Raw genomic sequence first — 12,626 nt, 5'->3', positions numbered from 1 at the left:
ACCTTAGTATAGAAAATCAAAAAAACCATTCATTCCTTTTTGAATGAATGGTTTTTTACTTTAAAATGAAAACCTGCCTGCACGCCGATTATATACTGGTTGTACCAACTTATATCGAATTCAAGGCATGTAAGAGATATTCCTTTCGATTTAATGGATTATGGTCGTATCGTGTGCATAAGGGCACTTTACCTTTAAAAATCTGATAACCGTGAAATTCTGATAAAAATACCCCTTCACCTTGGGTCCAGCCCGGAAGTTGAATCTCGAATGGATGAATGTCCTTAATCGGGATCAAGCCATGAATCGTGAATACCTGATCATTCTGGATCGGATCTGAATAGGTTGCAGACGCTTGAGTAAGTTTATATAAAACTCTGCTAAGTGAATCCACAGGGATCTCTAATTCGAACCGATGAATGGGTTCATAAACTTGAGTTGTTGCTTCAGCTAGTGCTCTCATTAACACAAGAGGTGTTAACTTCCGAAAATCACTTGCCGTACTCACTGGACTTGCATAGGCGGTATCGGTAAGTGTCACGATTAAATCGCGAACTTCCCAGCCCAATAGTCCTTGCTTAAGCGTATCATAGACGGTTTCTTCAATTGCCTTATGAAACGATAAAGGGAGGGAGCCTAGTTCTACTTCTAGATGATATTCAATGCCGGCTCGGCGAGGGTTCGGTTCAATTCGAAAGCCTACGGTAGCGTAGAATGGGTTTCCCTTCTCTCCCATTCTTTCAACGGATGTCCCTGTATAGATTGGCTTTTCAATATAAATAGGCTGCGTCCCAAGAAATTCAATATCGATTTGAGCGTCTTTTTTCAGTTGATCCCGAATCACTTCTTTTTGAATTTCACCATAAAGATGAATGGATAGCTCTCCTTGAAGAGGATGCTGTTTGATCTGAATAAATGGATCTTGTTCAGCTAATCTTTTCAGTCCTCTGTATAAATGAATCGTATCATTTTCGTTACACGCTTTGATTGTTGTAACTAGACTAGGCGGAGAGAATAGAGATTCAGTTGTATCAATGGAAGGAATTCCGATGGCATCACCAACCTGGCACTCTGTTAACCCAATAATCTTAATGATATCGCCACTTACTGCACTTATTCCATTTGTTGTTTTTCCGGAAAAGAAATGCTGCAACCCCGTCACCTTGTTGATAAATTTTATTTGTTCCCCTGCTTGATTAGTTCGGTAATAGGAAAGACTCTCCCGTATTTTGATTTCACCGGTGAAAACTCGTACATAAGCGATCTTTTCATCGTTCTTTCCACGTTCAATTTTAAATATTGTCCCTTTTAGAGGTGAATTATCTTCAAAAGGAACAGAAGGAAACCAGTTCTGTATGGCTGTAATCAAATGGGTGATTCCTTCACCGATTATGGCCGAACCAAATAGCACCGGATAGAGCTGTGCTCGCTTAAACTGTTCTAAGAATTCGGATTCAAATTCAGTGTGGGCTAAGCCCTCTTCATTGTAAAGATATTCTTCAAGAAAGTGTTCATTATTATCTGCTAAACGATTTGCTAGCGCCTCCATAAACCCTTGGTTCGTTGCCGTAAACAATTCCGTACGGGCTGTTGCTGTACCGATGTTAGCAACAAAGCCCATTGCCAGAGATTGAGGTGTCAATTTATCATGTATCTCAGTTAGCAATGATTCGTACCTAGCACCCATACGATCAATTTTATTGACAAAAATGATGGTTGGGATTTTCATTTTAACAAGTGTCTTCATCAAAACTCGTGTCTGAGGTTGAACACCTTCGACAGATGAAACGACAAGTATGATTCCATCTAGTACTTGTAATGCTCGTTCAACTTCAGAGATGAATTCGGGGTGACCTGGTGTATCAATCAAATTCACTTTCACATCATTGAGTAAAAAGGAAACGACAGCAGATTGAATGGTAATTCCTCGTTGTCGTTCCAATTCCATAGAATCTGTTTGCGTATTTCCTTTATCGACACTTCCGATTTCAGATATGATGCCAGCTTCAAATAATATTCTTTCAGACAAACTAGTCTTCCCTGCGTCTACATGTGCAAGAATCCCTATATTTATTTTTTTCAATCGTTATCGTCCTTTTCATTATCATATTATTCTCCTTTTTAATGGTCTTAGTATTATTCCGCATACTATTCACGCTCCTCATATATAATCTCTTAATTATACTTGTTTTATAAATATCCTGACAACATCCCCCAAAATAGCAAACGAAAGTAGAAGATTAGGACGTGGCGCCTCGATCACCGGCAATGTAGGTGTGAGATGCGGTGACGACCAAAAGACCGCCGGATATCATCGCGGTAGCCTTTTCGTTTTTAGGAGGGGATTGCGCTCAAATGCTTTTCCCTCCCATAGATACTAGGTGTCTACGGGATTGGCAACTGTATGGTACTTTAACACCTCATACATCCTATTACACCAGAGTATACCTGCCTCCTCGAAAACAATCCCTTTTTCTATAACAGAAATTGTAGAGAATAAAGGATGTACTTCGCACAATGGGTTACGCAGCTTTTGGAGGCGCGGACGTAGGCGAATGCCTATCTACTGCTTATCGAATCGAGGAAGGCAATTTTGAAAGCTGGTATGAGGAATGGCTTAAGACAGCAACCCGTACTCATCGGGAAGCTGAAGAGAGTAGCAGGCAAGGCAACAAGATCAGCGCGAGAGAATTCTACTTGCGTGCATCTAATTATTACCGTACTGCTGAATTTTTTCTCCATGGCAATCCGGAGGATTCGCGTATTCTTGAAACATGGAGCCTTAGCCGTAGCACATTCAGACATGCGCTTTCTTTGCTTGATCATCATTGGGAGATTGTTTCGATTCCTTATGAAGATACAGAGCTGCCGGGGTACTTATATTTAGCCGGGAATCATCCAGGGCCTGTCCTGATTGTTCATGGTGGATATGATTCCACTGCAGAAGAACTTTATTTTCAAGTCGTTACCTCTGCTTTAGAAAGAGGCTATCATTGCTTGGTATTCGAGGGTCCTGAACAAGGAGCTGTTATCCGTGAGCAGCGAGTTCCATTCAGGCATGACTGGGAGGCTGCTGTAACTCCAGTGGTTGATTACCTGACCAAGCGCCCAGAAGTCATCTCCGACAAAATAGCGTTAATGGGTATTAGTTTAGGTGGGTATTTAGCTCCGCGCGCGGCTGCTTATGAACATAGGCTCGCTGCTTGCATAGCAAATGACGGTTTATTCTCTTTTCAAGTTGGGGCAATGGCTGAGGCGTTGGGTATAAATACAAGGGACAAATCCGATTTAAGTTCACCAGAGACTAAGAACTTAGTCGCGTCCATTATGGCCAAAGATACAGGTACTCGATAGGGAATAGAAAATGGACAGTTCACATTCCTAGCAACGAATTTAGAAGAACTCGTGCGCATAACTGAACCCTTTACCTTAGAGGGTGTTGCTGAACCACCGCATGTTTACCTGGTTAGATCAAGTTTTGAATAAAAATTAAAGGGGAACAATAGCCTGATTCTTTAGATCAAGCAAAATAAAATGGCCTTAGTCCGATAGAAATCAGATCTAAGGCTGAACCTACGTAATTATTACCTTTCATAGCCCTTCTTTATGCATTTCACAATGGCTTAGGTAATACTAATTCACGCTCACTTTGCGGGTGAATAGATAGTTTTATTATCTCCATCAATAATTAATAACGATTTTCCTGGGATTTTACTCCCTTGAAAGTTAAATTCATCTTCAGAAAAATTCGCTACTACACTTAATTCTTCACCATATTCAGTCATCTGTACAAGTCGGTCATCAGTAATAATTTTAAAATCTGTCATTTCTTCCTTTATTGCTTTTTTGCTGAAATTTGCCCATGCCTTAGAATGGCTTACAATTGTCTCTTTATGTTTCTTCCATTCATGTTTATCTATATGATATAAAGGAGGAACATTATAAAGTATCTCGTACAACATCCTATTAGTTTTTTCATCTTCAAATTTTAATGTTCCCCATCCCCACCAATGAGTTGTAATCACTGAGTCGTTGTAAACCAATTTATACAATGGGATTGTGTAGTATGAATCTAAAAATAACTTCTTGTACTTATCCTTTATAGGTATCTGTTTAGAAAATAATTCGGGAACCCCACCCGTACTCGAGTAGTATCTTCCTACATAATACTCACTATCTTTGTTATTCTTCATGTCCTCATCCATCCAAGAAAATGATGGCGTTTCTATTCCATGTGCAAAGGCTATAGATTTGTTAGCAAAATCGTTTCCACCTTCAGTTCCAACGACCATACCCCACTCTTTTTGCAAATACTCCATTCTCTTAATTCTAGCCTGAATATCTTCTTTTTCAGTAGTAATATGTTCTGGCGAATAGTCATCAAAGACTTCCCCAGTTCCATCAGTGTCTAAAAACCATGAATTAAATGCTAGGCCAGTAGTTAAAATGGCAGTTAACCTTTCTTTTACACTAGGCATTGCAAGCGTCGGGTTCAACTTTCTGCCTACACCTTGGAATCCTTCAATCTTGTTTCCATCCTTATCGGTTACAGTTGCATTCTCGTATAGTGAGGGATCATTAAACTTAGCAGTCTCCCACTTCTCTTCCCCTGGTTTATGGATTGAATGATACGAATCATAGGTACCAATTAGATAGCCAAGCTCTTCTGCTTCTTTTACTAACTCTGGTTTAATGAATCCTACCTGCCAATCATCCAAGCCGATCCACATGTTTTCTAACCCTGATTCCTTTATATCCTTTATTACATCTACAGTATTGGAATCTGCCCATTTTTCTATGGGGTCAACCACATCTCCAAGCATGTTTTTTAATAATCTCTTATTTAGAGCAATTAATTCAACGGAATTCAAACTCTCTATCCCATTATTTATCGTGTCCTGAGTTTCTTTATCTATATTAGTAAATACTTCCGGATTATAGAATTCTTTTAGCTGCAATACGGCACTTAAGCTTTTTATGATTCTATTCTTGGTGTATTTGTCCACATAATCTAAGCTAACTAAATCTTCAAAGGCTGATGAAAGCTCTGATCCATCTTCAACTTTAGTAGTTAATAATTTCTGAATCCATAACTTCAGTTTTTTGGGAAAGTTGTCTCTCAGTTGTGCCCATTTTATATTCTCTTCTGAAATTACAGTTCTGTCCCAAAAATAGGCATGCGGTGCACCATATAGCTTTTTGATATTACTATTTTCTTTAGCTTTATCCTCTAAACTTTTGAAGTTCCCCTGTTCAACCAAATAATTTTTATAAGTCTTTGCAACATCTACTGGATTTTTTTTCGTTAAATATATTCTAAAACCATATTCCTTCTCTTTATTAATTTCTGGAAACTCATGAGTATAGGTAAACTCAATATCTTTTTCTGTATTATAAACAATTTCACTATTATAAGGATTTTTAATTATATATACTAAAGAATAGTCACTTTTATCAACCGCAAAAAAAGGCATCGATAAAGCTTCAATCACTTTCATTTTTTCTTCACTTAAATATTCTTTCCAAATAGAATCATCGCTTGGAATATACTTCCCTTGATTTAATGGAAGCATATACCCATCGCCTTTCACTTTTGGCCATGCAAATTTGTTATCTTTATTTTCTAGGGACTTTAAAGTTACATCAACATACTTATCTTTTTTTTCGATTGCAACCTCAATCCCCTGGTCTACATAGTCCCAGCCAATTTTATCACCTTTGTCTTTTAAATTTGAAACTTTCATTTTATCCAATGGTTCCGATGCCTTCTCTGTAGTTCCATTGTGCTCTACCTCAAATGCAAGTGTCTCCGGATCCACACTAAAGTTAAAGTCTAACTTATTTGTTCCTGACTTCACCTCCCGATCTGTATTAACTTTTTCATTCATACATCCCGCAAGAATGCTTGTTAATATTGTTGTAACTAACATGATTGATATTACTTTTTTCATGTATCACACCTCCATGAGCAGAGTAACATCCATGTGTTACGTTAAAGTTACGAAACAATCAATTTCATAATCGGTAAACTTGACTAGCTCTTAGCTAATATAGCTTAATGAATTAGTAATCAGAATATGTTATTGTCCATACGACAACAGGTCATAATTCTAGATTTAATTGTTGATATTTCAAATGCATATCTGCTCTTCTAATAGATTCAATAACTCCATGGTTCTTCGTTTACTATTTTCATATTCAGTTTGATTTTGATACTGAACTTTCCAAACATAGGTATCAATACAACTGTAAATTAACTTATATGAATTCATTTTCACTTGATTTTCGGGATTATTATTATATGTCCCATACCCTTTTAAGAATGAATCATTAATCATCCATGGACTTGAAAATTCGAAGTCAATATCGCCAAAGACTGCCCTGTCTACATCGATGATCGCAGCAAGTTCGTTCAAATTTTCGTTATTTCCAGAAGTAACAAGGATATTCCCTGCCCATAAATCAGCATGTACAAGTTTGGGGGTAATGACACCCCTATAAATATCCTTAAGGTTCTCAAACACATGAATGATTCGGTTAATTATGTTTTGCTCCAATACACCAAACCGTCGGCATTTCACACAGATCTCGTTTATATGTGATATTAAGAACTGCTCCCAAGTATCATGCCCCTCGTTCCTGAGAATGTCCGATACCCTTCCGAATTTAGGACCATTAATTTTATGAATCTCTGCTGTCCATTTACCTGCTTGTTCAAATAATTGATCTTTTGCCGCACTTGTTATGGATTCATCTGAAAGAGGTTTGCTAATCATGTATTCAGTGATCATGTAATCCCTGTCGATCCATGACTTAGAAAAATCACGTGCTACTAGGACAGGACAAGGTATCCCTCTTTTAGTAAGCAGCTCGTAAATATGGCATTCCGCTTCCATTAAATTTTGTTCAAAGTCTAACAGGTACTCCCGATTTACAGGACCTACCCTCAACACCAATTCACGCAGCGTAGGGAGCAGTTTTAGCTTATAAGTTGTATTAAAAAGGCCACCTTTTAAAAGATTAATCTCTATGTCCTTTGAATTCCCAAAATGTAAGGTTACAAGTTCATGTATCTCTTTTACCGAAAGCTCCTTAAATATTCTTGACTGATGCAAGTAAATCACGTCCTTAACAAAATTCCCTCTGCAAATCATTATACCTCTAAATTTATTAGTAGGATGCTATTAATAGTCGAAGACCTTATTCCTGTCAGAACCAAATAAGCCGCAATCAATGCGACTTTAGAGTGGTGTTGCAGTGAATGTTTTTTGATCCAACTTTTTTCGACATGCTGCAATTTCGTGCTACGACAGCTCACGCAACCATCCCTCTTCTATCTAGCCTCACCAGTAGCAGAGAAAAAGCCCGTTTGATCCCGGAACGGTGGGCTGCAAACAGGCTTTTGGATTTCGCTTATATCGTAATATGTCTTCGTTCAATGCCAACCACTGCACCGCCAACCCGAACCTGGTTGATTTCACCGCTCTCACTTAGGCGCAATCCTACCTTAATTTCGGAAGGACAATCCATCGAATACCCTTGCCTGAACATGACGTGCTCCACTTCCCACAAAGATAGTTGGCCATGTTGGTACAAATAGCTGAGCAGAGCACCGTTGGATGTTCCTGTCGCGCTCTCCTCGGGAATATCGTACAGTGGGGCAAAATTCCGGCATTCCGCAACAGCATCGTCTGGAGTATCCATCGTGAATAAATGATATCCAACCACATCATATTTTTCGCTTATGACGGTTATAGCGTCGAAATTTGGCTGAATCTCATTCATGAGCTTTCTGCTACGAATCGGGATCAAAATGTCCCGCAGTCCCGTCGAAACAATCTGGATGGGCAACCCGGTTTCCAGATCCTCGGCATCCATCCCCAAAGATGGGGCGATTTCCTCACTGGATATCCTATCAAGAAATTGTGGTAAAGCTTGTGACAAGTAAACAAGACCCTCAGAGCTAATATCGACATCTAAAATCCCTGCTTTGGTTTCTATCTTAAAGGAGGTCCCTTCTTTTGCCAAACCCAGAGAATGCATTAGTCCAAATGCAGCAATCGTGGCATGTCCGCACAGATCAACTTCGCTGACGGGAGTGAAATAGCGTATTTTGTAATCTGCAAGCAAGGATTTTTCCATAAAAGCCGTTTCCGAAAAGCCCAACTCCTTCGCTATGAGCTGCATCTCGGCAGCACTCAACGAAAGTCCATTCTCCAAGACAACGCCTGCTGGATTACCGCCACGGTCCCCTTTCGCAAACGCATTTAATGTATATACTTCCACATTCATGTTCCTCTCGTCCTCTCTATATCTAAAAAACCCATGTGCGCAAACGTACGTCCTACTCCTTACCACAAAACGGTAGTCTGGGCGTCAACGAAATTTAGAAGAGTTCCGTTAACATAACATCCAAATGATAGACTTATTTAAGTCAATCTCTCCCGCTCCTTACGACAATGTATTCAGTCCAGACGGACTCTCCCTACCAATTCTGGATGATGTGCATCGAGGTGATCAACATGGCAATGGTCCATTATACCATGGACATCTATCACGACCGTTAACATCCGCAAAGACCAGATTCTCTTGCACTTTCCAATACTTGTCTGCGATATCCATTCCAAAATGATGCAAGGCCTGGTCTTTAAATATGCCGGAAATGGCAGATGCAGCTCCCTGATGAGGGAAAGCTACCTTCATTTAAGATCATTATGAAAAGGTAGGAGCAGGGAATTCATCAATTCTCTTACGAAGTAAACTATATGGCTTTTCCCGCAGGTCTCTTCCATAATGAAATCTTGCCTGCCGATGTAATTGATTCACAATGACATATAAGTATTGATCAGGGCCAATCGAAAAAGTATCCGGCCATAAAATTCTCGGGTCATGTACGATGGTTTCCATTGCGCCATTCGGCAATATCTTCCGGATACTGTTGTTTTCATAGTCTCCCGTATATATGGTTCCCTTTGAGCCGGTGATCATTCCATCAGACGCACCTTTTTCTCCCCAATACTGCACATATCGGGATAAATTCATGTCCTCTATTCTTCTGTCTCTTAAAGCTTCTGTTGAGATTGAGAATAGTTGACGGCTGGTTAGCGGAGCATAATATAAAATCTTACCATCAGGAGAAATCGCTAAACTATCGGAAGCCAATCTAAATGGGAAAGTCGAGCCGTCCGGGTTTCGATTCATCAATATTTGACCTTCTACTTTTGGTAAGAAATAGGGATCAGGTGAAGTTGAATCATCCCCGCTTAATCGTCTAAACGCGTTTCCATTTTTTAAATCTACGACAATAATAGCCCCTGGCCCTCTGGAAGAAGAATCCGTTATATATGCATATCCTGCGCTTCCAACCCGAAAATCCAAACGAACATCATTCAGATAAGTTGTTGGCAAGACAACATCTTCTGTAAAGGTATATACTCTCCTTATTGTATTCGTGCTTAAATCAACAGCAACTAATTTTGCTCCCCCTTGAATAGGTTCAGAAAAATTGGGTGCACCTGTATCTAGTACCCAAAGTGTTCCTCTTCCATCCGCAACGATACTTTGGACACTGACGAAAGACATTGTGATATTAACGGGATTAACCATATTGATTTCTAAACTGGGATAAGGCTGTAATTCACCCTCAACAATTTCCGCCACAGTAAATTGAACGTCGTCTCCCCATTTCGGAAAGCAAACAAAAATACGACCGGTTTCGGAAACGCTGACACCTGTAGGCATAGCCCCATAAAAAGCATGCACCAGTTCAAACTGCCCAAAATATTTTTCCATAGGTAACATAGGTTGCATGATATCCTCCTCATCAAATCCGAGTCGTTAAGCAAAAGAAGATAATAATTGATTAAATCTATCGCTCTCCTCTAAAAAAGCGCAATGGCCGCTGTATTGGAACGGAACTAGCATCGAATTTTTGATCAGCTTATTTGTTTCCTCAGCTTGGATAAACGGAACGACTTTGTCATGAATTCCGTGAATAATTAATGTGGGTACGTCGATCTGACCGAGATCGTTGTAAACATTCTCATCTCTCAGCGTGACCATAATGGCGGAAGTCGCCCAATTCGCCGCTTGTAATCCCATTAAAACGAACCAATCGGTTTTCGGTTTGGAAATATACTGAAAGAAAAAAATTCCCGTTTGATCTAACAGCATTTGCGGTCGGTCATGATTTGTATCTTCAATGATTTTATTTGTAAATTCTTTTGGTACGCTTGATGGAGCGGCAGCGTCGATCAGAACGAGTTTAGATACCCCATACCCTTTGTGACGAGCTATATAACGAATCGAGATTGCGCCTCCGGTAGAGTGCCCTGCCAGTGTTATGTTTCTTAACTGTAATTTCTCAATGACCATGCGAACATCGTCTGCTAATCTATCGAAACTGTACCCGCTAAAAGGTTTATCCGAATTACCATACCCCCTCCAGTCCATTCCGATACAACGATATCCAAGCGTTGGAAGGAAATTAAACTGATATTCGAACTGATTATGATTTAGTGGCCATCCATGTATAAAAAGTATCGTTTTATTTCCCTTCGGATTGATGTCCTCTATAAATACGTTGACGCCTGGTTCTACAGTTACAAAGTATCCCAAGTGTATCACCTCAATTATTAATAAGTAATTTCCCAATAAGATATTCGCCCAAGACAGTGTGAATGCCTAATTTACGGTTATGCTTTGTTGAGATCGTTCGAAGAGGTTTCTGATGCATAAGGAGCGATACTACTAGTCAGGGGACGAAGGTGCCCTATCGTGGTTGGTTAAGTTAAGTGTTCCCACACGTGTTCAGCCAACAGTGCATCTATACTTTTCAGTTTGGATGACATTCAGTATTTTCAAAAAATCACTATTTCTAAATTCACAAATACAAAATGGACGGAGACTCTTTCGAATCCCCGCCCAAATTATTCCCAATCTATCAAGCTACAGTAACATTATCTTTTATCGTGCATGTCTAATAGATCAATATTCATATCTTTTATTTTGTAAACTCTCATCTATTTTTATAATTTCAATGAAGTTTTCACAGTTGGATATTTTCTAAGCTATTGTTATCCCAAATAATAACGTAGCATTTTTTTTCTAAAGCACCTAATCGATGATTACCATCTCTTATGCTGAAAGTTCCATTTCTATTTTCCGCTATTAAAGGCGGCATATCCCATCCATCTTTTATGCGATCGCTAATTTGGCTGATTTTGTTGTTCCACCAATCTTTATTTTCAACGTATTCCATATTTGGTTCTGGTCCAACCACTCTGACTAGACGATTAATTGGAATATCTACTGGACCTAGATTCTACTTTTCTTTGAAATTACTATTTTTCTGATACTCTCGTACAATAAGAAACACTGAGTTCCCCCCCACCCATTTTTTACGTCCCCCTTGGTATAGGCACATAAATCATAGCTCCATTAATATATTTTTGTACTTCATTTAATAATTCCTGAGGTAATACATCGATAATTCCCTACATGGTTGAAATTATCCTGCCCGTTAGTTGAAAATCATTTTACTTCATAATCCATTGAACAGCATCTGATAAATCTTCTGCTATGTAATCTGGTACAACTTCTAGCCATTCTCCGAAGAATTGATTACTACGGTGTCGACATACGGGATAAGGACTTGTACCGCTAAAACAAAAAAAGCCGCTAATAGCGACTTTCAATTAGACTATATTTATGCCCCTCGACATTTATGGTGTCCATTGATCATGAACAATTCCAACCAGTGCGTGATCCTGACCTATTTTCTCGAACACTAGACGAAGACTTCGCCAGTCTATTCCCTCCACGTCCGGGTCGATGCCACTGATATGGTATTCGACGAAGGCATAACTTTCTTGCGGATAAACCTCATTCAGATTGCTGAGTGTAGTGCTCTCACCAATCACTGTGTTAAGTGAGGTCTCACCTTTGTTAATAAAATCAGCATCATATACAAATTTTTGATGGTATTCAGAATAAGGCATCTCAATAAGATCACCTCTACCAGGGAATGCACCCCATACATATGAAGTCGTATCCTCCATTAAGCCTGCAACCTCATCGCTTGAAAAGTGCACGTCTTTCTTCAGATCTACATATGCATAAGGTGAGAAACGCAGACCTTTGTCCCTGCTAACCCAGTTAGCTACTGTACTCATGTCGCCTTTCTCAAGCGCATTTATGACAGTCTTGGCAGACTCGAGGGCTGTTGGTGGCGTACCTTCCTCCGGGGCCGCTTCTTCTGCTGGTTTATCAACTGGCTCGCTCTCCTCCGGCTGCTCATTCTGCGGTGGCTTTGTCTGTTCCTCCAATTTCTGCGCGTTACTGGGCTCCTCATTTCCTGTATTGCTGCAGGCAGATAGCACGAGCAGGACAGACATCAGTACCAGCAGAAGCATCTTTTTAGCGTTATTCATATAATCTCTCCTTTCTCTGTACTCCTTTTAAACGCAGTTTTTTCCAAAAGGTTACAGATGAAAGGATATTCATTATAAAGCGTCCTACCACACAGATGTCGAAGGCCGTGGCGGCACATATGCGGTATTCGCAGCAACGAATGGGTACCAGTCTCCTTTTAATTGTATGAAGATTGAGTTCATGCTAGTGAGGTA

General features: G+C 39.6%; 10 protein-coding genes. 1 reads left to right on the top strand and 9 read right to left on the bottom strand.

Annotation, left to right across the window (positions count from 1 at the left end):
- Positions 1-109: 109 nt before the first annotated feature.
- Entirely contained in the window at positions 110-2,083 is a 1,974-nt protein-coding gene (locus tag ACK8P5_RS12765; protein ID WP_422661298.1) for a GTP-binding protein, read from the bottom strand.
- 434 nt (positions 2,084-2,517) lie between these two features.
- On the opposite strand from ACK8P5_RS12765, the gene ACK8P5_RS12760 reads away from it, so the two are divergent.
- Positions 2,518-3,354: an alpha/beta hydrolase family protein gene (locus ACK8P5_RS12760; RefSeq protein ID WP_422661297.1), complete on the top strand. Its 837-nt coding sequence runs from the start codon at positions 2,518-2,520 to the stop codon at positions 3,352-3,354.
- Between the two features lie 290 nt (positions 3,355-3,644).
- Here the strand turns inward: ACK8P5_RS12760 and ACK8P5_RS12755 are convergent, their stop codons facing one another.
- The 8 genes from ACK8P5_RS12755 to ACK8P5_RS12720 form a co-directional block, all read right to left on the bottom strand.
- Positions 3,645-5,951, bottom strand: coding sequence for a glycoside hydrolase (locus ACK8P5_RS12755; RefSeq protein WP_422661296.1), 2,307 nt, complete (start codon positions 5,949-5,951; stop codon positions 3,645-3,647).
- Between the two features lie 180 nt (positions 5,952-6,131).
- Entirely contained in the window at positions 6,132-7,115 is a 984-nt protein-coding gene (locus ACK8P5_RS12750; protein ID WP_422661295.1) for a phosphotransferase, read from the bottom strand.
- Positions 7,116-7,413: 298 nt separating this feature from the next.
- Positions 7,414-8,292, bottom strand: a complete 879-nt coding sequence (locus ACK8P5_RS12745) for a PhzF family phenazine biosynthesis protein (protein ID WP_422661294.1) — start codon at positions 8,290-8,292, stop codon at positions 7,414-7,416.
- A gap of 225 nt (positions 8,293-8,517) precedes the next feature.
- A complete protein-coding gene (locus tag ACK8P5_RS12740; protein WP_422661293.1) occupies positions 8,518-8,703 on the bottom strand; it encodes a hypothetical protein in 186 nt (61 codons plus the stop codon).
- A 9-nt stretch (positions 8,704-8,712) separates the two neighbouring features.
- Positions 8,713-9,810 carry an L-dopachrome tautomerase-related protein gene (locus tag ACK8P5_RS12735; RefSeq protein WP_422661292.1) on the bottom strand — a complete coding sequence of 366 codons (1,098 nt, stop codon included), beginning with the start codon at positions 9,808-9,810 and terminating at the stop codon, positions 8,713-8,715.
- Between the two features lie 27 nt (positions 9,811-9,837).
- Complete coding sequence (locus ACK8P5_RS12730; RefSeq protein ID WP_422661467.1) at positions 9,838-10,617, bottom strand: alpha/beta fold hydrolase; 780 nt, start codon at positions 10,615-10,617, stop codon at positions 9,838-9,840.
- A gap of 430 nt (positions 10,618-11,047) precedes the next feature.
- Positions 11,048-11,260 (bottom strand): hypothetical protein, encoded by a 213-nt coding sequence (locus ACK8P5_RS12725; RefSeq protein ID WP_422661291.1) that lies wholly within the window; start codon positions 11,258-11,260, stop codon positions 11,048-11,050.
- Between the two features lie 463 nt (positions 11,261-11,723).
- Positions 11,724-12,431: a hypothetical protein gene (locus ACK8P5_RS12720; RefSeq protein WP_422661290.1), complete on the bottom strand. Its 708-nt coding sequence runs from the start codon at positions 12,429-12,431 to the stop codon at positions 11,724-11,726.
- Between the last annotated feature and the right edge of the window lie 195 nt (positions 12,432-12,626).

It is taken from the genome of Paenibacillus sp. EC2-1, assembly GCF_049311625.1.
Taxonomy (GTDB): Bacteria; Bacillota; Bacilli; order Paenibacillales; family Paenibacillaceae; genus Paenibacillus_AQ.
This window is presented reverse-complemented; position numbering and strand designations above follow the sequence as displayed.

Bases quoted from the DNA above. Each gene is read 5' to 3' on its own strand.
- ACK8P5_RS12760 (WP_422661297.1), top strand. From the start codon at position 2,518: ATGGGTTACGCAGCTTTTGGAGGCGCGGACGTAGGCGAATGCCTATCT.
- ACK8P5_RS12745 (WP_422661294.1), bottom strand. From the start codon at position 8,292: ATGAATGTGGAAGTATATACATTAAATGCGTTTGCGAAAGGGGACCGT.
- ACK8P5_RS12755 (WP_422661296.1), bottom strand. From the start codon at position 5,951: ATGAAAAAAGTAATATCAATCATGTTAGTTACAACAATATTAACAAGC.
- ACK8P5_RS12735 (WP_422661292.1), bottom strand. From the start codon at position 9,810: ATGCAACCTATGTTACCTATGGAAAAATATTTTGGGCAGTTTGAACTG.
- ACK8P5_RS12720 (WP_422661290.1), bottom strand. From the start codon at position 12,431: ATGAATAACGCTAAAAAGATGCTTCTGCTGGTACTGATGTCTGTCCTG.
- ACK8P5_RS12740 (WP_422661293.1), bottom strand. From the start codon at position 8,703: ATGAAGGTAGCTTTCCCTCATCAGGGAGCTGCATCTGCCATTTCCGGC.
- ACK8P5_RS12725 (WP_422661291.1), bottom strand. From the start codon at position 11,260: ATGGAATACGTTGAAAATAAAGATTGGTGGAACAACAAAATCAGCCAA.